Source organism: Actinoplanes lobatus (assembly GCF_014205215.1).
GTDB lineage: Bacteria > Actinomycetota > Actinomycetes > Mycobacteriales > Micromonosporaceae > Actinoplanes > Actinoplanes lobatus.
Window position 1 is genome coordinate 2496699 of record NZ_JACHNC010000001.1, and the last position, 24173, is coordinate 2520871.

Annotated in this window: 26 protein-coding genes and 1 riboswitch; of the genes, 15 read left to right on the top strand and 11 right to left on the bottom strand. The window is 70.9% G+C overall.

Annotation, left to right across the window (positions count from 1 at the left end; translation table 11 throughout):
* Positions 1–72: 72 nt before the first annotated feature.
* A complete protein-coding gene (locus BJ964_RS11500; RefSeq protein ID WP_188120663.1) occupies positions 73–1584 on the bottom strand; it encodes a hypothetical protein in 1512 nt (503 codons plus the stop codon).
* 184 nt (positions 1585–1768) lie between these two features.
* Positions 1769–3337, bottom strand: a complete 1569-nt coding sequence (locus BJ964_RS11505; protein WP_229806892.1) for a C40 family peptidase — start codon at positions 3335–3337, stop codon at positions 1769–1771.
* Positions 3338–3571: 234 nt separating this feature from the next.
* Here BJ964_RS11505 and mqnE point away from each other — a divergent pair, with 234 nt between their 5' ends.
* The 9 genes from mqnE to fliQ all read left to right on the top strand — a co-directional run bounded on the left by mqnE (position 3572) and on the right by fliQ (position 9884).
* Positions 3572–4741, top strand: a complete 1170-nt coding sequence (mqnE, locus tag BJ964_RS11510) for an aminofutalosine synthase MqnE (RefSeq protein ID WP_188120665.1) — start codon at positions 3572–3574, stop codon at positions 4739–4741.
* A 22-nt stretch (positions 4742–4763) separates the two neighbouring features.
* Complete coding sequence (locus BJ964_RS11515) at positions 4764–5174, top strand: hypothetical protein (RefSeq protein ID WP_188120666.1); 411 nt, start codon at positions 4764–4766, stop codon at positions 5172–5174.
* A gap of 12 nt (positions 5175–5186) precedes the next feature.
* Positions 5187–5498 carry a DUF4229 domain-containing protein gene (locus BJ964_RS11520; RefSeq protein ID WP_188120667.1) on the top strand — a complete coding sequence of 104 codons (312 nt, stop codon included), beginning with the start codon at positions 5187–5189 and terminating at the stop codon, positions 5496–5498.
* Between the two features lie 64 nt (positions 5499–5562).
* Positions 5563–5889, top strand: coding sequence for a PadR family transcriptional regulator (locus BJ964_RS11525; RefSeq protein ID WP_188120668.1), 327 nt, complete (start codon positions 5563–5565; stop codon positions 5887–5889).
* Positions 5886–6497 carry a signal peptidase I gene (lepB, locus tag BJ964_RS11530; RefSeq protein ID WP_188120669.1) on the top strand — a complete coding sequence of 204 codons (612 nt, stop codon included), beginning with the start codon at positions 5886–5888 and terminating at the stop codon, positions 6495–6497. Before BJ964_RS11525 ends, lepB begins: the two co-directional genes overlap by 4 nt.
* Positions 6489–6637, top strand: a riboswitch (cobalamin riboswitch). (Overlaps the previous gene by 9 nt.)
* Before the next feature lie 90 nt (positions 6638–6727).
* On the top strand, positions 6728–7648 hold the full coding sequence (locus BJ964_RS11535; RefSeq protein ID WP_188120670.1) for an ABC transporter substrate-binding protein: 921 nt from the start codon (positions 6728–6730) through the stop codon (positions 7646–7648).
* 39 nt (positions 7649–7687) lie between these two features.
* A complete protein-coding gene (locus BJ964_RS11540; RefSeq protein WP_188120671.1) occupies positions 7688–8770 on the top strand; it encodes a FecCD family ABC transporter permease in 1083 nt (360 codons plus the stop codon).
* Entirely contained in the window at positions 8767–9537 is a 771-nt protein-coding gene (locus BJ964_RS11545) for an ABC transporter ATP-binding protein (RefSeq protein ID WP_188120672.1), read from the top strand. The genes BJ964_RS11540 and BJ964_RS11545 overlap by 4 nt, the downstream gene beginning before the upstream one ends.
* A gap of 77 nt (positions 9538–9614) precedes the next feature.
* Positions 9615–9884, top strand: coding sequence for a flagellar biosynthesis protein FliQ (gene fliQ, locus BJ964_RS11550; protein ID WP_183225934.1), 270 nt, complete (start codon positions 9615–9617; stop codon positions 9882–9884).
* Between the two features lie 42 nt (positions 9885–9926).
* On the opposite strand, the gene BJ964_RS11555 is transcribed toward fliQ, so the two are convergent.
* The 6 genes from BJ964_RS11555 to BJ964_RS11580 form a co-directional block, all read right to left on the bottom strand.
* Positions 9927–11099: a S8 family peptidase gene (locus BJ964_RS11555; protein ID WP_229806893.1), complete on the bottom strand. Its 1173-nt coding sequence runs from the start codon at positions 11097–11099 to the stop codon at positions 9927–9929.
* A 109-nt stretch (positions 11100–11208) separates the two neighbouring features.
* Entirely contained in the window at positions 11209–11970 is a 762-nt protein-coding gene (locus BJ964_RS11560; protein WP_188120674.1) for a VOC family protein, read from the bottom strand.
* Positions 11971–12042: 72 nt separating this feature from the next.
* Positions 12043–12783 carry an ABC transporter permease gene (locus tag BJ964_RS11565; protein WP_188120675.1) on the bottom strand — a complete coding sequence of 247 codons (741 nt, stop codon included), beginning with the start codon at positions 12781–12783 and terminating at the stop codon, positions 12043–12045.
* Entirely contained in the window at positions 12780–13661 is an 882-nt protein-coding gene (locus BJ964_RS11570) for an ABC transporter ATP-binding protein (protein WP_188120676.1), read from the bottom strand. Before BJ964_RS11570 ends, BJ964_RS11565 begins: the two co-directional genes overlap by 4 nt.
* The gene (locus BJ964_RS11575; protein ID WP_183225929.1) at positions 13658–13984 is read right to left on the bottom strand and encodes a winged helix-turn-helix domain-containing protein; all 327 of its coding nucleotides are present in this window, start codon (positions 13982–13984) and stop codon (positions 13658–13660) included. The genes BJ964_RS11570 and BJ964_RS11575 overlap by 4 nt, the downstream gene beginning before the upstream one ends.
* Positions 13981–14592, bottom strand: coding sequence for a transporter (locus tag BJ964_RS11580; RefSeq protein WP_188120677.1), 612 nt, complete (start codon positions 14590–14592; stop codon positions 13981–13983). Before BJ964_RS11580 ends, BJ964_RS11575 begins: the two co-directional genes overlap by 4 nt.
* 62 nt (positions 14593–14654) lie before the next feature.
* Between BJ964_RS11580 and BJ964_RS11585 the strand changes: the two genes are divergently transcribed.
* Positions 14655–15068: a GNAT family N-acetyltransferase gene (locus BJ964_RS11585; RefSeq protein WP_188120678.1), complete on the top strand. Its 414-nt coding sequence runs from the start codon at positions 14655–14657 to the stop codon at positions 15066–15068.
* Positions 15069–15070: 2 nt separating this feature from the next.
* Positions 15071–16378, top strand: a complete 1308-nt coding sequence (locus BJ964_RS11590; protein ID WP_188120679.1) for a hypothetical protein — start codon at positions 15071–15073, stop codon at positions 16376–16378.
* Here BJ964_RS11590 and BJ964_RS11595 read toward each other — a convergent pair.
* Positions 16359–17225: an LLM class flavin-dependent oxidoreductase gene (locus BJ964_RS11595; RefSeq protein WP_188120680.1), complete on the bottom strand. Its 867-nt coding sequence runs from the start codon at positions 17223–17225 to the stop codon at positions 16359–16361. The genes BJ964_RS11590 and BJ964_RS11595 overlap by 20 nt on opposite strands.
* Complete coding sequence (locus tag BJ964_RS11600; protein WP_188120681.1) at positions 17225–19225, bottom strand: HelD family protein; 2001 nt, start codon at positions 19223–19225, stop codon at positions 17225–17227. Before BJ964_RS11600 ends, BJ964_RS11595 begins: the two co-directional genes overlap by 1 nt.
* Positions 19226–19388: 163 nt before the next feature.
* On the opposite strand from BJ964_RS11600, the gene BJ964_RS11605 reads away from it, so the two are divergent.
* The 4 genes from BJ964_RS11605 to BJ964_RS11620 all read left to right on the top strand — a co-directional run bounded on the left by BJ964_RS11605 (position 19389) and on the right by BJ964_RS11620 (position 23048).
* Entirely contained in the window at positions 19389–19910 is a 522-nt protein-coding gene (locus BJ964_RS11605) for an ArsR/SmtB family transcription factor (RefSeq protein ID WP_188120682.1), read from the top strand.
* Positions 19911–19926: 16 nt separating this feature from the next.
* Entirely contained in the window at positions 19927–20517 is a 591-nt protein-coding gene (locus BJ964_RS11610; RefSeq protein WP_229806894.1) for an MFS transporter, read from the top strand.
* 73 nt (positions 20518–20590) lie between these two features.
* A complete protein-coding gene (locus tag BJ964_RS11615; RefSeq protein ID WP_188120683.1) occupies positions 20591–21442 on the top strand; it encodes a menaquinone biosynthetic enzyme MqnA/MqnD family protein in 852 nt (283 codons plus the stop codon).
* A gap of 85 nt (positions 21443–21527) precedes the next feature.
* Positions 21528–23048 carry a COG1361 family protein gene (locus tag BJ964_RS11620; protein ID WP_188120684.1) on the top strand — a complete coding sequence of 507 codons (1521 nt, stop codon included), beginning with the start codon at positions 21528–21530 and terminating at the stop codon, positions 23046–23048.
* An 86-nt stretch (positions 23049–23134) separates the two neighbouring features.
* On the opposite strand, the gene BJ964_RS11625 is transcribed toward BJ964_RS11620, so the two are convergent.
* The gene (locus BJ964_RS11625) at positions 23135–24082 is read right to left on the bottom strand and encodes an aldo/keto reductase (RefSeq protein ID WP_188120685.1); all 948 of its coding nucleotides are present in this window, start codon (positions 24080–24082) and stop codon (positions 23135–23137) included.
* Between the last annotated feature and the right edge of the window lie 91 nt (positions 24083–24173).

A 24173-nucleotide genomic window follows, 5' to 3' on the forward strand; every position in this document is an offset into this window, starting at 1 on the left:
AGCGGCAAAACGCCGGGGCCTCGCGCTTCTGTCGGACTCGCGTCAGTTGCTCACGCGGTGACGTGATGTCGGCTACTTACCCGTCAGATTGCTGACGAAGTCGGTGAAGGCGTCACCGGCGGTGAAGACGAACACCAGGCTCACGGTCACCAGCAGGCCGAGGACGGCGAGCATGGCGATGACCACCTTGAGGTTGCTGCGGCGCTGGTCGACCGGGGCGTCGTACCAGCCCTGGGCCAGGATGTGCCCGGTCAGCGAACCGGAGTTCTCCACCGGGTCGGAGACCGGCATGGTCATGTCGATGGCCGGGTAGCCGCCGGTGCTGTAGACCGTGCCGGCCTGCCCGCGCTGCTGCGGCATGTCATCGCCCGAGGTCGGGTTGACCGGGGTGGTCGGCGGGTTGCCGTAGGTGGTCGGGTGCGGCGTTCCGCTGTGGACCGGTTGGGTCATCTCGATGTTCTCCGGCGAGGACGGGAAACCCCGGTACGGCGTTCCGCGTGGGGTGCCGTACGAGGTCGGTGGCAGGCCTGCCGGAGCGTCACTGGACGGCAGGGTGTAGCTGGGCAGACCGTTCCCGATCACCGGGGGCGGCGGCACCGGGCCCGGGATCGGACCCGGTCCGGGGCCCGGCGGCACCGGGCTCGGGCCTGGGCCGGGAGGTACGGGGCTCGGGCCTGGGCCGGGCGGTACCGGGCTCGGTCCGGGACCGGGGGGCACCGGGCTCGGACCGGGGCCCGGGGGCACCGGGCTCGGGCCTGGGCCGGGCGGGATGGGGCCCGGTGGTGCCGGGACCGGCGGGACCGGGCCGGGCGCGGGCGCCGGGGTCGGCACCGGGAACGGCGTCGGTGGCTTCTCCGGCTCGATCGGTGTGGGCTCGGCCGGTTTCGACGGCGCGGGTCCGGGCACCGGCCTCGGGTGCGACGGCTCGGGTTCGTCCGGGTCGGCGGGCTTCTCCGGTTCCGGCTTCTTCTCCGGCTCGGGCTTCTCCGGCTCGTCCGGCTTCTTCTCCGGGTCGGCGGGCTCGGGCTCGGCCGGTTTCGGGTCGGCGGGCTCCTCGAGCGAGGCGATCGAGCCGTAGACCTTCGGTTGTGCCGCGGCGCGCGCGGAAGCGGGCACCTCGTCGGCGGCCGGCTTGACGGAGCCGGGCACGGAGGCGCGCGCGGTCCCGCTGCTGGGTGCGGCCGAGACGGGCTTGGCGGAGCCGACCGCGGGGGCGGCCGAGACGGGCTTGGCGGAGCCAGCCGCGGGGGCGGCCGAGACGGGCTTGGCGGAGCCGACCGCGGGGGCGGCCGAGACCGGTTTGGCGGAGCCGACCGCGGGGGCGCCCGGGGCCGGCTCGGCTGGCTCGGCTGAATCGGTGGCGGGCGCTGCGGGGGTTGCGGAGACCTGGACCGAAGCGGACGCCTTGACGGCCGGAGCGGCCGGGGCGTCGGGGGCGGGAGCCACGCTGTCCGAGGGGGCGGCCCACAGAGCACCAGGCGCCGGCGGGGGTGGTGGCGCGAACCCCTCGGCGTCGTTAGCGGGCGGCGGCGCAGCGGGCGGCGTCCCGATTTCGCCGTCCTTGGTCGCCTGCTGCTCGTCCATGGAAATCCTCCCGAACCGACCACCGCTGCCGACGGTTTCGGACGTCGGGCGCTGACCTTAACCGTGCCACATCAGCCGGTGTGAACACACCCGGCATCAGCGGCACCCGCTCCGGGACGGTTATCCGATCGACGGATGGGCCGTTTTCCGGGCGTACTACTCGATTCTTGCCGGCGCGACTGGCTCAGTCGCTGGACGAAGCGGACGGGGAGGCGGATTTCGAATCGGACGTCGCGGCGGTCTTCGACGCCGACGTCACAGACGCGGAGCCGGCCGACGACGTCGTCGCGGCGGCCGAGGACGACGAACTGCTCTCGCCCGGGGACGGAGTGGTCACCGGGGTCGTGCTGTCGGACGGCTTGGGGGTGGGACTCGTCGACGGGCTGGCCGACGGCGACGGCGACGGTGAGGTGGACGGCGACGTCGACGGCGAGGCCGACGGGGACGTCGAACCGGACGTGCTCGGTTTCGGCGTCTTGCTGCTCGACGGGCTGCTCGACGGGCTGCTCGACGGGCTGGTCGGCGGCTTGCTGGTGGTCGAACTCGGGCTCGGCGACGTGGTGGCCGGCTCGTCCGGGTCGGGAGCGCCGAGGTCCGGCGTCTCGGTGTCGCCCTCGATCGACCCGTACACCCGGGTCGCCGCGAACAGGCGGCTCCACCGGACCGGGGTGAGACGGACGTTCAGGCCGGTCCGCGGGGCCTCGACCATCATGCCCTCGCCCGCATACATGGCGACGTGGTGGATGCCCGTCCAGCTGCTGGAGGAGCTGAAGAAAAGCAGGTCGCCGGGGAGCAGCGAGTAGCGGGAGACCACCCGGTCACGGGTCTGGTAGTACTGATCGCGGGAGACCCGGACGAGCGGGTAGCCGGTGGAGCGGTAGGCCGCGTACATCAGGCCGGAGCAGTCGTACCGGTCCGGGCCCTCCTCGGACCACACATACGGATCGCCGCGCTGGGCCAGCGCGTACTCGAGCGCCTTCACCGCGCGGGGGTCGGCGTCGCGGCCCTCCTGGGAGCCGGCCAGGTACTCGGCGCCGAGCTGCTGGTCGGCCGCGTTCGCCGTGCTCTCGGCGGCGCTGATCTCGGCGCGGTGCTCGTCTTCGTACTTCTTCTGGGCCGCCTGTTTCCGGCTGAGCTGCGTGTTCAGAGCGGTCCACTGTGCGGAGAGGCTGCCATGCCGGTTGCTGGCGAGCAGGTGCTCCTCGGTGGCGGTCTTCACCGTGGCATCGGCGGCGGCCAGGCGTGAGGCGGCCGCCTCGTACGACGTGGCGTCACCACGCTGCATGCGGGACAGCGCGTCGAGCTCGAGCAGGCCGGAGTCGAGGGTGCCGGGCGGCAGGGCGGCGGCCTCCTGCATGGTCGCGGCGGCGGCCTCGGCGGCGACCGTCTTCGCCTGGGCGGCGGCCTGCTGGGTCTCGGTGACCCGCTGTGCCGCGGCGGTGAGGTGGGTCTGAGCGAGGTCGCGATCCTGGCCCAGCCGGATCAGCTGGTCGCCGAGGGCGGCGATCTCGGCGCGGCCCTTCTCCACTTTCTGAATGACCGGGCTGGCGACGACTCCGGGCGTGATGAGCGACGGGGTGGTCGGGGTGGGGCTGGCGGTCTGCGTGCCGGGGAGGACGAGCGAGGCGAGCTGCGGGGGGCGTGCGCCGGCGTCCGGCACCGAGGTGGAGCCGGTCACCGAGACGGGATCGGCCATCGCCGGGATCGGCTGGAAGAGCGCTGCGATCGCGGCCGCGATCGCGGCTGAGCACACGACAGGTCGAAAGCGGGATCGCACGTAGCGCATGCGATTCGGCGATCCGTGCCGCAATGCCTTGGACATCAGCTCCCCGTCCGCGTCGGTGGGGGACCGCCGCTTGTCGTTCCTACTGGTTCATACCGCAAGCCGCGCACCCATGTCGATCCAATGAAGGTGAAAGCATGCTGAGAATTATTCGACTCAACGGTGCCGCGGGCCACTCGAGCGACGGGACGTACCCTCGACCGCATGGATGCGGGGTTGAAGCGCGAGCTTGAAGCGAAGGTCTACGCCGGTGAGCGGCTGAGCCGCGAGGACGGTGTCGCGCTCTACGAGTGTGATGATCTCGCCTGGCTCGGCCGCCTGGCGCACCACAAGCGCACCGAGCTGAACGGTGACCGGGTGATGTTCAACGTCAACCGGCACCTCAACCTCACCAACGTCTGCTCGGCCAGCTGCGCGTACTGCTCCTTCCAACGCAAGCCGGGTGAGAAGGACGCGTACACGATGCGCATCGACGAGGCCGTCCGCAAGGCCAAGGAGATGGAGGACGAGCAGCTCACCGAGCTGCACATCGTCAACGGCCTGCACCCCACCCTCCCCTGGCGGTACTACCCGAAGGTACTGCGTGAGCTGAAGGCCGCGCTGCCGAACGTGAAGCTCAAGTGCTTCACCGCGACCGAGGTGCAGTGGTTCGAGAAGATCAGTGGGCTGTCGGCCAGCGAGATCCTGGACGAGCTGATGGACGCCGGCCTGGAGTCGCTGACCGGTGGCGGCGCCGAGATCTTCGACTGGGAGGTCCGGCAGCACATCGTGGACCACGCGTGCCACTGGGAGGACTGGTCGCGGATCCACCGGCTGGCCCACGAGAAGGGCATGAGGACGCCCGCCACCATGCTGTACGGGCACATCGAGGAACCGCGGCACCGGGTCGACCACGTGATGCGGCTGCGCGAGCTCCAGGACGAGACCGGTGGGTTCGCGGTCTTCATTCCGCTGCGCTACCAGCACGACTTCCACGACTCGGCGGACGGCAAGGTCCGCAACCGGATCCAGGAGCGCACCACGATGGCGGCGCCGGCCGAGTCGCTGAAGACGTTCGCGGTGTCCCGGCTGATGTTCGACAACGTGCCGCACGTGAAGTGCTTCTGGGTCATGCACGGTCTCTCGGTGGCCCAGCTGTCGCTCAACTTCGGCGCCGACGACCTGGACGGCTCGGTGGTGGAGTACAAGATCACCCACGACGCCGACTCGTACGGCACGCCGCACACCATGCACCGCGAGGACCTGCTCGACATGATCTGGGACGCCGGATTCCAGCCGGTCGAGCGGGACACTCGTTATCAGGTGGTACGCGAGTACGAGAAGGCGCCGTCGCTGGCCGAGCGCCGCAGCGAGCCCCAGAAGATCTGGGCCTGACCCCACACGGACGGTGACGTTGATGACCCAGCTGAAGAAGGACGCGACCGGCCGCCTGGCGACGATCGGTGACCTGCTGGGTTCCGCCTTCGCCGGGCTGGCCGCCGGCGCCGCCGTACTGTTGATTTTCGAGGCGGTGATGGCGCTGACCGGCCTCGGTGAGTTCGGTGAGTCGAACGGCTGGCTCGCGCTGATCCTGCCCGTCTGGTTGTTCGTCGAGGAGTTCCGGGCCGAGGGCTTCGGCGCCCACCGGATCATGGTGAGTGGCCTGGCCGCCGGCTTCGGTGTCGCGGTCGGGATGACCGTGGCCGGTTTGGTGTCCGAGGTCGCTCCGCCCTTGGTCAGCGGCGGCTCCGGCGCCCTGACCGGTACGGTCGTGTACTGCCTGGTCTGGTTCTACGGCCTTCGGTGGCTCAGTCACCGGTCCGGCTGAGGGAGATAACGCATGAAGCCCGCCGTCAAGTACACGCTCGGCCGCCTCGGACTGTTCGTGGCCGCCTTCGCCGTGCTGTTCCTCCTGACGCCGTTGAACGTCCTGGTCTGCGCCATGGTGGCGTTCGTCGCCTCGGCCGCTCTCTCGTTCATCCTGCTGCGCGGGTGGCGTGACGAGATGGCCGAGCAGCTCGGCGAGATGGCGGCCCGCCGCACCGCGGAGAGGGACCGGCTTCGCTCGGCGCTCGCCGGTGACGAGGAGGCGGCCGCCGCGGGGGACCGGGTCGCCGCCGCCGACGTCGTGGAGCACCGCAAGAACTCCTGAGCCGGCATCCGTTTGATGCCGGCCTCTTGACTTCAGGTAAGTCGAGTTATGTAGAGTTTCGGTCATGCCGAGGACACCGCATGCCTCGCCGCAGACCCTGCGGCTCTTCGAGGCGCTGATGAAGGACCCGTCCACCTGGCGTTACGGTTACGACCTGAGCCGCGAGACCGGCCTGGCCTCCGGGACGCTCTACCCGATCCTGATGCGCCTCACCGAGCAGGCGCTGCTGGAGGCCGGCTGGGAGCCCTCCGACCAGCCCGGCCGCCCGCCCCGGCACACCTACCGGCTGACCGGCGACGGGGTGGCGCTGGCCCGGGTCCGGCTGGCCGACGCGGCGGCCAAGGCCGCGGCCCGCCGGGGCACGAGCCTGGCGATCGTGAGGCCGGCATGAGGCGGGTGCTGTACCTGATCCTGAGGACCGCGGTCACGGGCAAGCCGTGGGGTGAAGCGGTGCTGGCCGAGTTCGATCAGACCACCGGGACCTGGGCGGCGCTGCGCTGGACCGCCGGCGGGCTGTGGGTGGCGGCACGGGAGCGGCCGGTCGCCTACGGGGTCGCGCTGGCCGCCGTGCTGCTCGCCGTGACCACGTCGTTCTCCTTCTCGATCTGGTTCGTGCCGAGCAACGCCATGAATCCGACCCTCGCCGTCACGAGCCGCCACCTGGTCGACCGGATCGGCTACCGGGTGACCGGCATCGACCACGGCGACATCGTCGCTCTCCCGATCCCGGACGCGCCCGGACACGAGACCCTGCTCCGGGTCATCGGCCTGCCCGGTGACCGCATCGAGTGCCGGGACGGGCGGGTGCTGCGCGGCGGCACGGCGCTCGACGAGCCGTACCTGTCGTTCGAGTCCCAGGTGGTCGGCACCGAGTGCGCTCCGGTCACCGTCCCGGACGGCGCCGTCTACGTGCTCGGTGACAGTCGCCCGGTGGCCCAGGACTCCCGCCACTGGGGCCTGATCAGCACGGACGATGTGACCGGAAGGCTCGTCATGTGATGCCGTTGAGGTTGCGGGACGGCCGTGGGTTAGCGTTTCAGGGACCGCGCCGCAGCGAAGCCGGTGTGAAACCGGAGCTGTCCCGCAACTGTGATCCCTCTTCGGAGGTCTAGCCAGGTCGCCTGGGCGTCGGTCGCGATTCAGCGCTCCCGGGGAGGGGCGCCTCGCGGGCGGCGGCCAGCGTGGCCCCTGTCGGCGAAGCACCACCTGACCGGCCGACAGGAGGACCGATGAAACGCCTGCTCACCGCTGCCATAGCGGCCACCGCACTGTTCCTCACCGGATGTGCGAGTAACGAACCCGAGCCCGCCACCGCGTCCAGCGCCGCCGCCGGGGCGTACCCGGTCACGGTCGGCGCCGTGACCCTGAACGCTCAGCCCGCGAAGATCGTGTCGCTGAGCCCGACGGCCACCGAGATGCTCTACGCGATCGGCGCCGGGCCGCAGGTCACCGCGGTCGACGACCAGTCCACCTACCCGGCCGACGCACCGAAGACCGACCTGTCCGGTTTCAAGCCGAACGCCGAGGCGATCGCGGCCAAGGACCCGGACCTCGTGGTGCTGTCCAACGACTCCGACGGCATCGTGGCCCAGCTCGGCAAACTGTCGATCCCGGCGTTCGTGTCACCGGCCGCCGCCACCCTCGACGACACCTACCGGGAGATCACCGAACTCGGCGCGCTCACCGGTCACCCGGCCGAGGCGAAGGCGCTGAACGAGCGGATGGCCGCGGACATCGACACGATCGTCAAGTCGGTGCCGGCCCGGAGCAAGCCGCTCAGCTACTACTACGAGCTGGGCCCGGACCTGTACTCGGCCACCTCGAAGACCTTCATCGGCTCGGTCTTCAACCTCTTCGGGATGACCAACGTGGCCGACGCCGCCGACCCGGACGGCAAGCTCGGCGGCTACCCGCAGCTGGCCCAGGAGTCGCTGGTCCAGGCGAACCCGGACACCATCTTCCTGGCCGACACGAAGTGCTGCCAGCAGTCCCCGGAGACGGTGAAGGCGCGGCCCGGCTGGTCGTCGATCGCCGCCGTCGGCAAGGGCCAGATCTACGCCCTCGACGACGACATCGCCTCGCGCTGGGGTCCCCGTACCGTCGATCTGGTCAAGGCCGTCGGAGACGCGGTGAGCAAGGTTCCCCAATGAGCGAGCTTGCGAGCGAATCATCGGCTCAGTCTTGAACTCATGGCGACGCTGGAGCGAAGCGGAGGCGGCGCCATGAGCCGGCGCCGGCCTGCCGGGCTGCGCCCGGTGTGGCTGGCGGCCGGAGTGCTCACGCTGCTGGGAGCGATGGTCCTGGCGCTGGCCTTCGGGTCGGTCCGGCTGCCGCCCGGCGGCGTCGCGGTGGAGATGCTCAATCTCCTTCCGGGGGTACGCCTGGACAGCGGCCTGACCGACCGTGAGATCGCGATCCTCACCCAGCTCCGGCTGCCCCGCGTGGTGCTGGGCGCGCTGGTCGGCTCGATGCTGGCCCTGGCCGGCGCCGCCTACCAGGGTGCCTTCCGCAACCCGCTGGCCGATCCGCACCTGCTCGGGGTGGCGGCCGGCGCCGGTCTCGGGGTGACCGCGGTGATCGTCCTGCGGGCCACCGGCGAGGTCACCGAGCTGCCGATCGGGGCGCCGATGGCGGCGTTCGTGGGCGCGGTCGGCGCGGTGGCCCTCACCTGGCTGCTCGGCGCGGCCGGGGGCCGGGACCGGTCGCCCGCCACCCTGATCCTGGCCGGGGTCGCGGTGTCGGCGTTCCTGTCCGCGGCGCAGACCTACCTGCTGCAACGGAACGTCGAGTCGGTCCGTGAGGTGTTCTCCTGGACGCTCGGCCGGCTGTCCACCGCGGGCTGGCACGACGTGCGGGTGATCCTGCCCTACACGGTGATGACCGCCGCGATCGTGCTGGCCCAGCGCCGCGAGCTGGACGTGCTGACCGTCGGCGACGCCGAGGCGACCAGCCTGGGCCTGCACCCGCAGCGGTCCCGCTACCTGCTGATCATCGCGGCCTCGCTGGGCACCGCCGCCGCGGTCAGCGCCTCCGGGCTGATCGGCTTCGTCGGGATCATCGTGCCGCACACGCTGCGACTGATGACCGGGCCCAGCTACCGGGCGTTGCTGCCGCTGTCGCTGCTGTTCGGGGCGGCCTTCCTGGTCCTCGCCGACCTGGTCGCCCGGACCGCGGGCGGAGACGCGGAGATCCCGATCGGTGTGGTCACGGCGTTCCTCGGCGCGCCCTTCTTCGTGCTGGTGCTGCGGACCAACCGGGCGGTGCCGTCATGAGCGCTATTGAAGTGGAGGGCCTCACGGTACGGCTGGACGGGACCCTCATCGTCGACGGTGTGGACCTGGACGTGGCCGAGGGCGAGTGGGTCACCGTCATCGGGCCGAACGGGGCCGGCAAGTCCACCGCGCTGCGGGCCATCGGCGGGCTGCTGACGTTCGGCGGGACGGTCCGGTGGCACGGCGTCCCGGCCGACCGTCTGTCCCGCCGCGAACGGGCCAAGGCGGTGGCCACCGTGCTCCAGTCACCGGTGGTGCCGCCGGCCATGCGGGTGTTCGACTACGTGTTGCTCGGGCGTACCCCGTTCATCCCGCCGCTGGGCCGGGAGTCGGCGACGGACCTGGCCGCGGTGGAGGAGGTCCTGGTCGCGCTGGACCTGGAGTCCTTCGCCGGGCGGCGTCTCGAGACCCTCTCCGGCGGGGAGCGGCAGCGGGTCTTCCTGGCCCGGGCGCTCGCCCAGGGGGCCGGGATCCTGCTGCTGGACGAGCCGACCAGCGCCCTGGACATCGGTCACCAGCAGGAGGTGCTGGAGCTGGTGGACCGGCTGCGCGCCGAGCGGGGCCTGACCGTGCTCGCCACCATGCACGACCTGACCACCGCCGGCGAGTACGCCGACCGGATGTTCCTGCTGGCCGCCGGCCGGGTGGCCGCGTCCGGCACGCCCGCCGAGGTGCTGACCGAACCGAACCTGGCCGAGCACTACCGGGTCAAGGTCCGGATCATCGAGGGCGACCGGGGACCGCTCGTGGTGGCCGTCCGCGGCTGATCTTGCACAACCGGACGGCAACCGGGTCCTGCCCGTTCCGCACTCCGGCGTTTCCTCAAGTCCCCGAACTGATGGGCATGACGGACACGATGGTGGTTGAGCTGGCGATGCAGGCCCTGACGATCGCGGCGAAGATGGCGGCGCCGGTGCTCCTGACCGCCCTCGTGGTCGGCTTCGCCGTCTCGCTCTTCCAGTCGGTCACCCAGATCCAGGAGGCCACGCTCTCCTTCGTCCCGAAGGCGATCGCGATCGGCGCGGCCCTGCTGCTGGCCGGCAACTGGATGCTCCACGAGATGATGACCTACACCACCCAGCTCTTCGAGAAGGTCCCGAGCCTGCTCGCCTGAGAAGGACCGCCCGAACCGGGCGGCCCTTCCGTCAGGGGAGGATCAGGAACCGACGTAGAGCAGCCGGTTCGGCGAGCCGGTGCCGCGGCTGGTGACCACTCCGGTGGTGGCGTTGTTCACGATCGCCGCGTTGACCGTGCTGACCGAGGCGCCCGGGTTGGCGGCCAGGTAGAGGGCGACCGCGCCGGCCACGTGCGGGGCCGCGAACGAGGTGCCACTGCCGGTGTAGGTGGCGGTGTCGCTGGTCCGCCACGCCGAGGTGATCGAGACGCCGGGCGCGAAGAGGTCCAGCACCGAGCCGTAGTTCGACCAGGAGGCCTTGGCGTCCGCGTTGCTCGTGGCGCCGACGGTGAGTGCCTCGGTGACCCGGGCCGGGGACGTGTTGCTCGCGTTGACCCCCGAGTTGCCGGCCGCGATCGTGTACGGGATCCCCGCCGTGATCGACCGCCGCACCGCCGCGTCCAGGGTGCTGCTCGCCCCGCCGCCGAGGCTCAGGTTCGCCACCGAACGGCCGGGGGTCGCGTTGGCGGTCACCCAGTCGATGCCGGCGATGACCCCGGCGGTCGTGCCCGAGCCGTTGTTGTCGAGCACCCGGACACCGACGACGTTGGCGCTCTTGGCGACGCCGTAGGTGCTGCCGGCCGCGACCCCGGCCACGAAGGTGCCGTGCCCGTTGCCGTCCTGCGCGATGTTGTCCCCGTCGACGGCGTCGTAGCCGTACGACGCGCGGCCCCCGAAGTCCTGGTGGGTGATCGTGATGCCGGTGTCCACCACGTAGACGGTGACGCCGCTGCTCACCCCGTACGTGTAGGTGCCGCTCAGCGGGAGCGCCCGCTGGTCGATGCGGTCCAGGCCCCACGGCGCAGAGGTCTGCGTGCCGGCGATCCGGACGACCTGGTCGGCCTCGACCGACGCGACGGCGGGATCGGCGGCGAGCCGGGCGGCCTGGGCGGCGCTCAACTTCGCGGTGTAACCCTCGACGGCGCTGCCGAAGACTCGGGTGACACTGCCGCCGTAACGCTTGGTGAGCCGGTCGGCTCGGGAGCGGTCGGCGTCGCCGTTCTTGAAGACGACGACGTACGAGCCGTCGATCGCGGCGGCGCTGTCCGCGTACAGGACCGTCCCGGTCGCCGGTGTGGCGAACGCGGGGGTGGCGAGGGAGAGGGCGAGAGCGGAGCCGGCGAGGATCGCGGCACCTCGGATGGCGGGTCGCATGGGTTCCTCCATGGTCGTGGCCGGTGTCCTTGTTGGACGCCTGACGAAGACGCTAGAGAGAAACCTTTGATTGAAGATCAACGATTCGTTAGAGCCCTGACAACGACTTTTATCGATGATTGTTGAGGATTGCGAACGTGCCGCCCTGCGGATCGGACAGCACCGCGTAACGTCCGGGCGCGATCTGCGTGGGCGGATGCACGATCCGGCCGCCCAGGGAGGCGGCGTGCTCGGCGGCGCGATCACAGTCGCTCACCGCGAAATAGACGAGCCAGTGCGCCGGGAGATCGTCCGGCCAGCCGCTGCCGACCATCAGCTGGAGGCCGGCCACCGGGGTGCGGTTGAGTTCGCAGATCACGTACGGCAGGCCGGTGACGTGGGCCTGCCGGAAGGTCCAGCCGAATACCGCGCCGTAGAAGGCCATCGCGCCCTCCAGGTCCCGGGTGTTCAACTCGTTCCACGTGCACGCGCCGGGCAGGCCGAACACCTCGGCGCCGCGCATCATCCCGGCCTCCCAGGTACTGAACGGTGCCCCCGCCGGATCCAGGAACGCCGCCATCCGTCCCTGGTCCATCACGTCGAACGGCGGCACCAGCACCTTGCCCTGCGCGCTCTCCACCCGGCCGGCGACCGCGTCCGCGTCACCGGCCGCGAAATACGTGCTCCAGGCGGTCTGCTGTCCCTCGCCGAACAGCGGTCCGGCGCCGGCCACGGGCAGCCCGTTCAGGTGGAAGGTGGTGTAACCCCCGAAGTCGTCGCCGGAGATCTCTGCGGTCCAGCCGAACAGCGCGGTGTAGAAGCGAATCGCGTCATCGAGGTCGGCGGTGGCCAGATCCACCCAGTTGGGCACGCCAGGCGACGGAACGGTCATGTCAGGCATCGTGGCATTTCCATGCCAGCATCTGTATTAAAGTGTCAACCTTCAGGCTCCTTGTCTCGGGCCTCAGCCGAAACGGCGGCCCTCGTCGCGCCGCTGGGCCCAGATGGCGAGCGCGCCGAAAAGCGACGTCCAGGCGACCAGGGCCAGCATCGAACCGGTATCGAACGGGAAATCACCCACCGCCGCCCACATCAGCCGAACCGCGCCGCCGGTCGGCAGGTAGGGCGCCAGATCCTCCACGAAGCCGGGCGCGCCACCGGGCGGCGTCATGAGGCCGCCACCGAAGGCCAGCGGCAGGAACAGGATCTGCGCCACCACGAGCGCGGCCTTCGACGGCAGCGCGTACCCGATCGACAGGCCCATCAGGATGAACGGGATCGAGATCACGGCGCAGACCGCGACCGCGAGCAGGAACGCGACCGGCGTCACGGTCGCCTCGGTGAACAGGGCGGCGATCAGCGCCACCGGGATCAGCGAGACCGCCATCATCAGCAGGCCGGTCAGGATCCGGCCGGCGAACCGGGGCGCCGTGCCGGCCGGCAGCGTCCGGACATAGGGATCCCACGGTTGCGCACGGTCCTCGGAGACGCCGATGCCGTACTGGAAGAGGTTGGTGTTCATCACCGCGAACGTGATCATCGAGGCGGTCGCGTAGGTGGCGTAGACCGGCTCGTCGCCGACGAACGGCACGACGAACGCCAACATCGACGCGGCCGGCCAGAACGCGCTGCCCACCACGGCGATCGGGATCCGGAAGATCTCGGTGATCTGGAAACGGGCATGGATCAGGGCGAGGGCGGTCATTGCGGATCCTTTCCGGTCATGGCGAGGAATGCCTCTTCGAGCGAGGTCGGGCGCACCTCCAGATCGCGGAACGGCACATCGTGCGAGACCAGGGTGCGAACCATCCGGTCCGCGTCCGGCGTGAGCAGATGCACGCGGTCACCCGCACGCTCCACGGACACCAGGCCATCAAAATCAAAATCAGTCAGGGGTACGGCTGACGTAAGGCTGATCCGCCGTATCCCGACCAGCCCGCGCACCGCCGCCACACTGTCGTCGGCCAGCACCCGGCCCCTGGCGAGCACCACGACCCGGCTCGCCAGCGCCTCGATCTCCTCCAGGTAGTGACTGGTCAGCACCACCGTGCCGCCACCGGCGTGGAACTCCCGGATGCTCGCCCAGAGGGCACGACGGGCCTCCACGTCGAGTCCGGTGGTCGGTTCGTCCAGGAAGACGATCTCCGGGCGGCCGGCGAACGCGAGTGCCACCGCCAGCCGCCGCCGCTGCCCGCCGGACAGTCCACCGGTCTGCCGCCGGGCCAGATCGGACAGTCCGAACCGGTCCAGCAGTTCGCCGCGGGGGAGTGGATCGGGGAAGTGTGCCCGTACGAAATCGACGACCTCGCCGACGCGAAGCGAGGCGGGCAGACCGGTCTCCTGAGGGGTGACGCCCAGCGTGCGCCGGCTCGCCGGATCGCGCGGATCGCCGCCGCACAGCTCGACCCGCCCGGACGTCGGCCGCCGGCTGCCGGTGAGCAGGCCGACCAGGGTGCTCTTGCCGGCGCCGTTGGGCCCGAGCAGGCCGACCATCTCGCCCCGGCGGACCTCCAGATCGACGTGGTCCAGGGCGATCGTGGCGCCGAACCGGCGGGTGACGCTCTCGGCGCGGGCGTGGATCATGACGGCTCCTCTCCCGGATCGATCAGGGTGCGCAGGGCGGCCACGTACTCCTCGAAGGCGAACCGGCCCCGGCGGGTGAGTTGGACGAGCGTGGCCGGGGTGCGCCCCCGGTGGGTCTTGGTGACCTCGACGTAGCCGGCCTCCTCGAGCTTGCGCAGGTGCACCGAGAGGTTGCCGGGGGTCATCCGCAGGATCTCCTGCAAACGCGGGAAGGCGATCCGGTCGCCGCCGTTGAGCTGCGACAACGCCGCCACCACGCGGAGCCGGGCCTGTGCGTGGATGACCGGGTCGAGGTCGGGGAGGGTGGGTTCGTCGATGGTCATCGCAGCCGCATCCAGCCGATCAGCCCGGCGGCCAGCATGCCGCCGCCGCCCGCGAGCGAGGCGACGAGCGCGTGCCAGCCCGGCCCGAGGAGGACGCCGACCACGTTGACCGCGCTGATCCAGGCGCCGAGCGTGAACATGGTCCGCTCGTTCCAGATCGCGCCGCCGGCCATGTAGAGCGCGCCGACCAGGGCGACCATGCCGCCACCCCAGAGCAGGCCCATGAGGTGCTCCGGCAGCACCTCGCTGATCCGGCCGAAGACGACCGCCAGGCCGGTGAAGCCCGCGGACCAGGCGATCCCGTACCAGATGCCCTGCCGGCTCGTCGGGCCGGAGACCGACCGGCTGGAACGCGCGCCGACCAGGCCGGTGAAGAGGCCGGCCGCGATCATCAGCGCGGTCAGGGCGAAGAGCGGCACCCACTCGGGGAGGGCGACCAGGGTCCGGCCGTCGGGTCCGTAACGCAGGAAGGACAGTCCGAAACCGATCAGCCAGGTGAGGCCCCACGGCCAATACATCAACCGGGGATCGGGGGTCAGCGCGCGGCCGGTGTTGGCCCGCTCCTGCCGGATCAGATCCAGCGCTTCAGTGGGATCCATCGATGCCATGGCTCAACTTTACGACGCAAAGTCAAAGAACTTTGTGCCATAAAGTTGACTAGGCTGAATACATGATCTTGCGTGCGGCCACGGCCCCCGAACTCCCCGCGGTGCTCACCTTCTGGCAGGAGGCGGCGGAGAACGACAGCCGCCCGGTGGACACTGTGGAGGCCGTCACGGCACTCCACCAGCGGGATCCGGCGGCGCTGATCCTCGCCCTCGACGACGGCGAGATCGTCGGCACGATCATCGCCGGCTGGGACGGCTGGCGGTGCCACCTCTACCGCCTCGCGGTCGCGCCGGCCAAGCGACGGTCCGGCATCGGCGGGCGGCTCATCGCCGCTGCCGAGGAGCGCTTCAGAGCCTTCGGGGGTACGCGCGCCGACGCCATGGTCCTGGACGCCAACGAGACCGCCCACCAGATCTGGAAGCGACACGGCTACGCCCCGCAGGACGAGTGGTCCCGCTGGGTCAAGCCGCTCTGACGATGACGACTCTTCTGGAAGGACTCGCCGCCAACCCGGCGCTGCCGTCCGTCCTGGTCGACCGTTTGATCGCGGTCGCTGACGACGATCTCGCGGCCGTGCTGGCCGACCGCCCCGACCTCACGCCGTCGCAGGCCGAGGCCCTGGCCCGCCCGTCCGTGGAGGTCGTGGCCGGCCCGGATCCGGACGAGATCTACTTCTCCACCACCGACCGGGAGCTGCTCACCGAGCTGGCCGGGCATCCGCATGCCGAGGTGCGGGCCGCGGTGGCGTACAACCCGGCCACCCCGCCCGAGGTGCTGGCCCGGCTCGTCGCGAACGACCCGCCGCCGGTCACCTGTGACGTCTGCGTCCGTAACCCGATCCCGTTCGTGCACGACCCGGAATGCCGGCTGCCGGACTGCGACCTTCCGCCCGGCGCGGCTTGCGACGGCACCCACGAGTCCGTTATCCACAGCCTGCTGTGTCGGGCTGTGGATAACCCGTTCACGCCGCTCAGCGCCGTGCTTCACCTGGCCGAACACCCGTCGATGATCATCCGCTGGACCCTCGCGACCCGCCCCGGCCTGCCGCCCGAGGTGGCCGAGCGGCTGTCCACCGACCCGGTTCCCGGAGTCCGCGCCTATCTCGCCGACAACCCGGCCCTGCCCGAACCGGTCATCCGGAGACTGGCCGGTGACACCGGGCACGATGTTCAGAGGCGGCTCGCATTCAACGTGAACGTGCCGCTCGATGTGCTCGCCATGCTGCGCCGCGCCGGTGGCCTTCTGCTGCCACGGATCGCCGTCGCCGACCCGGAAGAGGTCGCCCACCTGGCCGGTAGCCGCGATCCGCACCTGCGGGCGCTGGTGGCCGAGCGCCGGGACCTGCCGCCGGAGATCCGCGACAGGCTGGCCGCCGACCCCGACGCCAAGGTGGTCAAGGCGATCGCGCCGCACCCCGGCCTCACCGGCGTACAGCTCCGCGGCATGGTCGAACGGCACGGGGTACGGGTGATCGTGAAGGTCGCCACCAACCCGGACGCACCCGCCGACCTGCTCGTGGACCTGGCCCGTCACCAACCGCCGGCGCAGAAGGTGTTCCGCGAGATCGCCCGGCGGCCGGACGCCCCGGCCGGGGCACTCGATCTCTGCCTGGCCGACCGGCAGGCGCGGCCGATCGCGGGGGCCCACCCCGCGCTGCCGGTCGAGCGGATCATCGCCCTGCTCGACGACGGCGACGAGCGGGTGGCGGCAGCGGCCGCCGCCAACCCGTCCCTGCCGGAATCCGAGATGTCCCGGCTGATCGCCCTCAGCGGCCCAGTGCTTTGAGGGCGGCCAGCGACTGGCCCAGGTGGTCGTCGCCGAACGGGCGCAGGATCACCGTGTCCACCCCCGCCTCGACCAGGGCCTCCACCTTCGCCGGGATGTCCTCGGCCGGGCCCAGCAGGCCGAACACCTCCTCCGGTGCGATGCCCAGGAAACCGGCCTGACCGGTGAGCTCCGCCGCGGCGGTCCGGGCGGCCCGCTCCGCGTCCTCGTCGACGTGCAGGAAGGTGAACCCGATCACCTCGTGCTCCGGGCCCGCACCGCCGCGCCGCAGGTGGCCGATCGCCTCGACGAGCCGGTCCGGGCTCAGACCCTCGACCAGGATGGTGCCGTCCGCCGACCGGCCGGACAGCTCCAGCGACTTCTCCCGGATCACCCCGGTGACCACCGGCGGGACCACCTCGGGCGGGTGCACGAGACGGACCCCGTCCAGGTGCACCTCCCGGCCGTCCAACGTCACGGTCTCACCGCGCAGCAGGCCGCGGACCGCCGTGACACTCTCCTCCAGCATGGCCAGCGGCGACTTCGGGGCCACGCCGACCTGCCGCATCCAGTCCCGGACGCCGTGCCCGAGACCGGCCACCACCCGGCCGGGATGCACCCGGGCCAGATTGGCGATCTCCATGGCGTACAGCATGGGACTGCGCAGCGGGGCCGGTGCGATGCCGATGCCGACCCGTAGCCGGGAGGTGGCGGCCAGGGCCAGGGCAGCGGCGCTCACGCCACCGGTCCAGCCCAGATCCTCCACCACCCACAGGTCGTCGGCGCCGGCCTCCTCCAGGGCGGTGGCGAAGCCGGTCAGCTCTTCGGGGGCACGGTCACGGTCGAACATCACACCGATACGAGGCATCACGAGAGGGTAAGCGCTTCCGGCAACGGCTTGGCGTGCAAAACCGAAAGACGGGTCACGGCCCGGGTGAGGACCACGTACAGCCGGTTCAGGCCCTTCGGCTCGGCGGCCACGATGTCGGCCGGCTCGTGCACGATGACATGGTCGTACTCCAGGCCCTTGACCAGCGTGGCGGGCACCACCGTGACGCGCGCCCCGGCATCGACGTCGTCGGGGGTCGCGTGCTCGATGCCGGCGGCGTCGAGATGCGCGCGCAGCCGCTCCACCGCGGCGTCCGCCGCGATCACCGCGACCGACCCCTCGTGCACCAGCGCCGCGGTCAGCTCGGCCATCGTCACCGCGTCCAGGTCCGCGGGCTCGGCGACCGGCACGACGGCGAGATCGCCGTCGTGCCGCAGCGAGACCGCCGCGGGCACATTCACCCCGAGCGCCGGCAGCAGGCGGTTGGCCAGCCTCACCACCACTTCCGGTACGCGGAAGCCGACCGTCAGGGGCACCACGGCCGCGTCCGGCTTGCCCAGATGGCCCAGGATGTCCCGCCAGTCGGTGGTGGCCCACGGCGCCGTGCCCTGCGCCAGGTCACCGAGCAGCGTGATCGAGCCGTGCTCGCTGCGCCGGGCGATCGCGCGGGCCTGCATCGGTGACAGGTCCTGCGCTTCGTCGACAACCACATGACCGAAACTGGTCTCCCGTTCCAGGAGCCCGGCGGCCTCGTCGATCAGGAGCAGGTCGGCCGTGCTGAACTTCGCCGACTTCACCGTCTTGGGCGGCTTCACCCAGCGGATCGCCTCCCGCTCCTCGTCGGTGAGCAGGCCGGTGGGCGGCTCGGTCAGCACGCCGCCGACCAGGGACTCCGGGGTGACGGCCGGCCAGACCGATTCGAGGAACCCGGTCACCGGCGCGATCCGGCTCATCCGGCGCAGCCAGGGCTCGCTCGGTGAGTTGCCGGTCCGGTACTCCGACTGGCGCTGCAACAGGCCCACCACCCGCGCCCGCACCCGCTCCCGGCCGACCGAATACGGCAGGCCCTCACGGCGGGCCTCGTCGACGATCCGGCGCAGCGGCTCGACGTCGATCCGCCACCGGTACGAGCCGTCCGACACCATGATCGGCTCGGTCGGTTCGGTGACCCGGCTCCACAGTGCCCGGCTGAGCACCTCGGCCATCCGTACGTCATGTTTGATGGTTTTCGCGGCATCCGTGTCGGTCGCCTTGACCGGAGCCCGGCCCACCAGGTCGTCCAGGGTGGACTGGAGCACCTCCACCTCGCCGAGGGTCGGCAGGACCGCCGAGATGTAGGACAGGAACGCCGTGTTCGGCCCGACGATCAGCACCTTCGACTTCCGCAGCCGCTCCCGGTGCAGATAGAGCAGGTAGGCGGCCCGGTGCAGGCCGACCGCCGTCTTACCGGTGCCGGGCGCGCCCTGCACACAGATCGAGTCGGCCAGATCGGCCCGGACCAGCTCGTCCTGCTCCGGCTGGATGGTCGCGACGATGTCCCGCATCGGCCCGACACGCGGCCGCTCGATCTCGGCGGTCAGGATCCGGCTGCTGGTGCCCAGTTCCTCGCCACGGTCCAGGTGCTCGTCCTCGAAGCTGGTCAGCTCACCCTTGACGAAACCGAACCGGCGGCGGACCGCCACCCCTTGCGGGTCGCGCACGCTGGCCCGGTAGAACGACCGGGAGAGCGGCGCCCGCCAGTCCAGCACCATCGGCTCGCCGGCGTCGTCGGTGACGTGCCGCCGGCCGACGTGGTAGGCGCTGTCGTCGATGTCCAGCCGCCCGAAGAACAGCGGGGTGTCCGGGTCGTCGGCCAGCTCCTTGACCCGCCGGGCCATGTGCCGGCCCAGTTGCTCGGCGGTGTACGAGTCGCCGGCGACCTTGTCACCGGTGGCGAACAGCGACTCGGCGCGGTCCCGCATCCGCCGCAGCGCGGCCCGCGACTCGGTGAGATGGGTTCGCTCGGCGGCGAGTTCGGTGTCCAGATCGGTAGTGGGCACAGGTCGTCCTCAGAATGCGGATCGAGTCTGCTCGCGTATCCGGGAGGGCGGGTCGGCCGCCCCTCGGCGCGGGGACGCCCGCTGCGGTGCATGTTCACCACGGCCGTCAAGCGGCCCTCCACGCTACGCGATTCCCCACCGCTGTCCACCGAATAATGGGGGAATGGCGGACCAGGACAGTGCTGTGGTGGGTGGGCGGATCACCGACGCCCGGACGATGCGGGCGCTGGCCCACCCGGCGCGGATCGAGATCATCGAGCACCTGACCATGACCGGCGCCGCGGTGACCGCGACCGGGTGCGCCGAGCTGGTCGGGCTCTCCCCGAGCGCCACCAGCTACCACCTGCGTGAGCTGGCGAAGTACGGCCTGGTCGAGCAGGCGCCGAGCCGGGGCGACGGCCGGGAGCGGCTCTGGCGCAGCACCCGCCAGAGCCTGCTGGTCGGGAGCGACGTCGACCATCCGGATTCGCTGGCCGCCGAGCAGGCGCTGGTCGACGTCTACCAGGATCGAGATCGCTCCCGGCTCCGGGAGTGGATGCAGCGGCAGCCGGGCGAACCACGGGAGTGGCGGGAGGCCAGCCGTCAGCTATCTGGCGCTGGTCGCGGTGGGCCTGCTGGTGCGCACACGGCGACGGGGAGGTGCCGAGTCTCCCCGGGCGGGCAGGACGCCGCTCAGGTTGCGTGACGACCGGGTGCTGAGCGTGACGACGATCGCCGTGGTCGCCGTGGTGGCCGGGATCAGTGCCGTCAACGTCTTCGACGTGTTCTTCGTCCGGGAGACACTCGGCGCCTCCACCACGGTGTACGGGTTGGTCGCCGCCTCCTGGACGGTGGGCATGGTGCTCGGCAGCCCACTCGCCGGCCGCCTACCGGCCCGGTGGCTCACCGTCCGTACCGTGCTGGGTCTTCTCGCCGGCTCCTGCGCGGCCGTGCTGATCGGCGGGGCGACCGTGACGTCGGCCTGGTGGCTCGTCCCGTTCTGGATGGTGGGTGGCGTCTTCAACGGGGCGCTCAACGTCTCGACCAGCGTCCTCATCGCCGGGCGGGTGCCGCCGGAGATGCACGGGCGGGCCTTCTCCCGCTTCAGCGCGGCCGTGCAGACGGCCGGCATCTTCGGATTCTTCGTGGCCGGGCCGCTCGTCGGACATTTCGACCCACGCGTCCTGGTGGCCGGTGCGGGCGCGGCCGGGCTGGTGGCGGCGGTCGCCTGCCTGCCCCTGGTGCGATCTGAGCCACCCACCACCCCACCGACCACCATGCGGGACGAGATCGGGGATAACGTCGCAGCATGAGCGAGCTTGCGAGCGAATCATTGGGCTCAGTTTTGAACTCATGCCGACGCTGGAGCGAAGCGGAGGCGGCGGCATGAGCGACAGCGTCCGTCGGCCCAGGGTCGGGCACATCCAGTTCCTGAACTGCCTGCCCATCTACTGGGGGCTGATGCGCTCGGGCGCTCTGCTCGACGTCGACCTGCACAAGGACACCCCGGAGAAGCTCAGCGCCGACCTGGTCGCCGGTGACCTCGACATCGGGCCGATCACCCTGGTGGAGTACCTGCGCCATGCCGACGAGCTGCTCCTGCTGCCCGATCTGGCGGTCGGCAGCGACGGCCCGGTGCTCTCGGTCAACCTGGTGTCCACCCGGCCGCCGGCCGAGCTGGACGGGCGGCCGGTCGCGCTCGGCTCCACCTCCCGGACCGGCGTGATGCTCGCCCAGATGCTGCTCTCCGAGCGGTTCGGCGCCGAGCCGGAGTATTTCCGCTGCCCGCCCGACCTGTCGCAGATGCTCATGGAGGCGGACGCCGGCGTTCTGATCGGCGACCCGGCGCTCCGGGCGATGTACGAAGCACCCGCCAAGGACCTCCAGGTGATCGACCTGGCCGAGGCGTGGAAGGAGTGGACCGGCCTGCCGATGGTCTTCGCCGTCTGGGCGGTCCGGCGGGACTTCGCGGTCGCGCACCCCGGTCTGGTGAAGGACGTGCACGAGGCCTTCCAGCGGTCCCGTGACCTGTGCCTCGGTGAATTGGACGCGGTGGCCGAGTCGGCCGCCCGCTGGGAGCCGTTCGACGCCCCGACGCTCGCCAACTATTTCCGGGCGCTCGACTTCTCGCTGGGTGAGCGGCAGATCGCCGGCGTGCGCGAGTTCGCCCGGCGTGCAGCGGAACGGGGCGAAGTGCCCGGCCTGCCGGAGAACGGCCCGTTCTTCGCCGACGTTTGATCTCCAGGGTTCGCTCGCTTTAAGATCCTCGAACTTTTCCGTGGCCGGCTCTCTGGCCGGCCGCACCAGTTCGAAATCGGTGATCATGCGACTGCGCGCCCTGTTCAGCCGTCTTGCCCTGACCACTGCGGCATCCGGGCTGGCCGTCACCGGCCTGTCCTTGCCGGCTCAGGCCGCGGAAGAGGTCGAGGTGCCCTATGTCGGCATCTTCAGCCCGGAAACGGTGACCGTGATCAACGGTCAGTCGAAGACGGTCAAATTCGACCTTTACAACCTCAGCGAGGTCGCCGCCAAGAACGTGGTTCTCACGTTCGGTAGCGCCGCCAAGCCGATCAGCGCCGACCTGGGATTCACCGCGCCCACCGGTTGCGACGCCACCGCCTGCACGATCGGTGACCTGGCGCCGGGTCAGCGGCGCAGCGTCAAGTTCACGCTCAAGCCGGCCGCCGCGGCGGGTGCCGCCGACCCGGCCAAGACCATCGCGCTCAGCACGACGGTCGGCGAGCAGCCCAGCGACGAGATGTCGATCACCGTGGTCCGCACCGACAAGGGTGGCGTCGACCTCGAGGTCGAGGACATCGCCGACCTGAAACTGGCCCACGGCAAGAGCGCCGACGTGCCGGTCCTGGTCCGCAACACCGGCAACAAGGACGTCGCGGCCCTCGGTCTGGTGGTGATGGCCCCGTACGGGGTGACGCCGGTGCTGAACTACCGCAACTGCGAGCAGGACACCGAGATCGGTGGCTTCGTCTGTGTCTTCAACGAGCCGCTGGCCGGCGGGGGCGCCTTCACCCTGCCGAAGAACACGCCGTTGCGGGTCAAGGTGCCGTCGGACGCCGCCGGGCCGTTCGAGTACCCGGTCTACGTCGCCGCGATCGGCCTCACCGAGAAGTACGTCTTCGACTTCACGAAGCGCACCGCCGGCGCCGCCGGCAAGGAGCTGTCGATGGAGGCCGTCTCGTCGGTCTCCGCCGAGGAGCCGGAGGTCGCCGAGGACCTCAACGAGGACGACAACTACACGTTCTTCTCGGTGACCGTGCCGAAGTCGACGGCGGAGACCGCGGCCGTCGGCGGCTCCTTCACCGGTGAGATCGGCGAGGAGCGCACCGCCGAGGTGGGCCTGCGCAACCTGGGCCCCTCCGGAACCATCCCGCCGAGCATCACCTCGCTCCAGTACGCGCACATCAAGCTGCCGACCGGCATCGAGCTCATGAAGATCGACGAGCGCTGCCTGCCGGGCACCTCGCTCACCGAGATCGACGACTCCGTGACCGACCTGGCCCAGGTCACCGACCTGGTCTGCCTGGTCGTGGAGAGCGTCCCGAACAAGGGCCGCTACCTGTTCAGCCTCTCCGCCGAGATCCTCGACGTGGCCGAGCACAAGGCCGGCTCGGTCAGCATCAACGGCGGCGTGCAGGACAAGAAGAAGGACAACAACAAGGCCGCCCTCACCGTCAAGCTGACCTCGGGCGGCACCGGCGGCGGCCTCCCGATCACCGGCGCCCCGGCCGGTCTGATCGCCGGCGGCGGCGCGGTCCTGCTGGGCGCGGGCTTCATCGCCTTCCGGGCGGCTCGGCGCCGCCGCATCATCACGGTCGCCGAGTAGTCACTCTCTCCGGGCCGGGCACGCTTTCCGCGTGCCCGGCCTTCACCATTTCCGGGTACGCCCGACGCGCGCTGTCCGTGGCGCTGCTACGAGTCGAGGAGAGCGTCGAGGGCGGCCACGTCGGCGGCGGTGAGGTCCCACGTGCCGGCGGCGGCGTTGGCCTGGACCTGTTCCGGGGTGGTGGCGCCGGCGATCACGCTGGCCACCGCCGGCCGGGCGAGCAGGCCGGCGACAGCCACCTCGAGCAGGGTGCGACCGCGCTCGGCCCCGAAGGCGGTCAGCGCCTCGATGGTGTCCCAGTCGGCGTCGGCCAGCCACGGGCGGTAGCGCTCCTGCGACATCCTGGTCCCGGCGGGAGCCTGCTCACCGCGCCGGTACTTGCCGGACAGCAGGCCGGACTCGATCGGGAAGAAGGGCAGCAGCCCGAGCCCGAACTGCTCGCAGGCCGGCACCACCTCGGCCTCGACGCCGCGGTTCAACAGGCTGTACCTGTTCTGCGCGCTGACGAACCGGGTCAGGCTCCCGGTCCGCGCGGTCCAGTCGGCGTCGGCGATCTGCCATCCGGAGAAGTTCGAGTTGCCCAGGTAGCGGACCTTGCCGGAACGGACCAGGTCGTCGAGGGCGGCCAGGGTCTCGTCGATCGGGGTGGCCGGATCCGGTTCGTGCATCTGGTAGAGGTCGATGTGATCGGTCTCCAGCCGCCGGAGTGAGGCCTCGACGGCACGAACGACGTACCGTCGCGAGCCCCGCGCCCCGAAGTCCCTCCCGTTGAGCCCTTCCATGTTCATGCCGAACTTGGTGGCCAGCACGACCTCGTCCCGGCGGCCCTTGAGCGCGGCCCCGAGGAACGCCTCCGACATGCCGTGCGGGGTGCCGTAGATGTCCGCGGTGTCGAAGAGGGTGATCCCCGCGTCGATTGCGGCGTCGACCACCTCACGGGTGCCGTCAGCGTCCAGCTTGCGGCCGAAGTTGTTGCAGCCGATCCCGATCGCGGACACGACCAGGCCCGAGTCACCCAGCCGGCGATAGGTCATCTCACTCATGATGCGGTGCTCCGATATCGGTAGTTGTGCATTGAGCACGGGTGGTGACGGATATCCGGCTTGAGGTCACCCTGTGGGGAGG

What these genes read in the sequence shown, in the direction of transcription:
- BJ964_RS11500 (WP_188120663.1), bottom strand. Translation starts at nt 1,584, where the DNA reads ATGGACGAGCAGCAGGCGACCAAGGACGGCGAAATCGGGACGCCGCCC.
- mqnE (WP_188120665.1), top strand. Translation starts at nt 3,572, where the DNA reads ATGGATGCGGGGTTGAAGCGCGAGCTTGAAGCGAAGGTCTACGCCGGT.
- BJ964_RS11515 (WP_188120666.1), top strand. Translation starts at nt 4,764, where the DNA reads ATGACCCAGCTGAAGAAGGACGCGACCGGCCGCCTGGCGACGATCGGT.
- BJ964_RS11520 (WP_188120667.1), top strand. Translation starts at nt 5,187, where the DNA reads ATGAAGCCCGCCGTCAAGTACACGCTCGGCCGCCTCGGACTGTTCGTG.
- BJ964_RS11525 (WP_188120668.1), top strand. Translation starts at nt 5,563, where the DNA reads ATGCCGAGGACACCGCATGCCTCGCCGCAGACCCTGCGGCTCTTCGAG.
- lepB (WP_188120669.1), top strand. Translation starts at nt 5,886, where the DNA reads ATGAGGCGGGTGCTGTACCTGATCCTGAGGACCGCGGTCACGGGCAAG.
- BJ964_RS11535 (WP_188120670.1), top strand. Translation starts at nt 6,728, where the DNA reads ATGAAACGCCTGCTCACCGCTGCCATAGCGGCCACCGCACTGTTCCTC.
- BJ964_RS11540 (WP_188120671.1), top strand. Translation starts at nt 7,688, where the DNA reads ATGGCGACGCTGGAGCGAAGCGGAGGCGGCGCCATGAGCCGGCGCCGG.
- BJ964_RS11545 (WP_188120672.1), top strand. Translation starts at nt 8,767, where the DNA reads ATGAGCGCTATTGAAGTGGAGGGCCTCACGGTACGGCTGGACGGGACC.
- fliQ (WP_183225934.1), top strand. Translation starts at nt 9,615, where the DNA reads ATGACGGACACGATGGTGGTTGAGCTGGCGATGCAGGCCCTGACGATC.
- BJ964_RS11555 (WP_229806893.1), bottom strand. Translation starts at nt 11,099, where the DNA reads ATGCGACCCGCCATCCGAGGTGCCGCGATCCTCGCCGGCTCCGCTCTC.
- BJ964_RS11560 (WP_188120674.1), bottom strand. Translation starts at nt 11,970, where the DNA reads ATGACCGTTCCGTCGCCTGGCGTGCCCAACTGGGTGGATCTGGCCACC.
- BJ964_RS11565 (WP_188120675.1), bottom strand. Translation starts at nt 12,783, where the DNA reads ATGACCGCCCTCGCCCTGATCCATGCCCGTTTCCAGATCACCGAGATC.
- BJ964_RS11570 (WP_188120676.1), bottom strand. Translation starts at nt 13,661, where the DNA reads ATGATCCACGCCCGCGCCGAGAGCGTCACCCGCCGGTTCGGCGCCACG.
- BJ964_RS11575 (WP_183225929.1), bottom strand. Translation starts at nt 13,984, where the DNA reads ATGACCATCGACGAACCCACCCTCCCCGACCTCGACCCGGTCATCCAC.
- BJ964_RS11580 (WP_188120677.1), bottom strand. Translation starts at nt 14,592, where the DNA reads ATGGCATCGATGGATCCCACTGAAGCGCTGGATCTGATCCGGCAGGAG.
- BJ964_RS11585 (WP_188120678.1), top strand. Translation starts at nt 14,655, where the DNA reads ATGATCTTGCGTGCGGCCACGGCCCCCGAACTCCCCGCGGTGCTCACC.
- BJ964_RS11590 (WP_188120679.1), top strand. Translation starts at nt 15,071, where the DNA reads ATGACGACTCTTCTGGAAGGACTCGCCGCCAACCCGGCGCTGCCGTCC.
- BJ964_RS11595 (WP_188120680.1), bottom strand. Translation starts at nt 17,225, where the DNA reads ATGCCTCGTATCGGTGTGATGTTCGACCGTGACCGTGCCCCCGAAGAG.
- BJ964_RS11605 (WP_188120682.1), top strand. Translation starts at nt 19,389, where the DNA reads ATGGCGGACCAGGACAGTGCTGTGGTGGGTGGGCGGATCACCGACGCC.
- BJ964_RS11615 (WP_188120683.1), top strand. Translation starts at nt 20,591, where the DNA reads ATGAGCGACAGCGTCCGTCGGCCCAGGGTCGGGCACATCCAGTTCCTG.
- BJ964_RS11620 (WP_188120684.1), top strand. Translation starts at nt 21,528, where the DNA reads ATGCGACTGCGCGCCCTGTTCAGCCGTCTTGCCCTGACCACTGCGGCA.
- BJ964_RS11625 (WP_188120685.1), bottom strand. Translation starts at nt 24,082, where the DNA reads ATGACCTATCGCCGGCTGGGTGACTCGGGCCTGGTCGTGTCCGCGATC.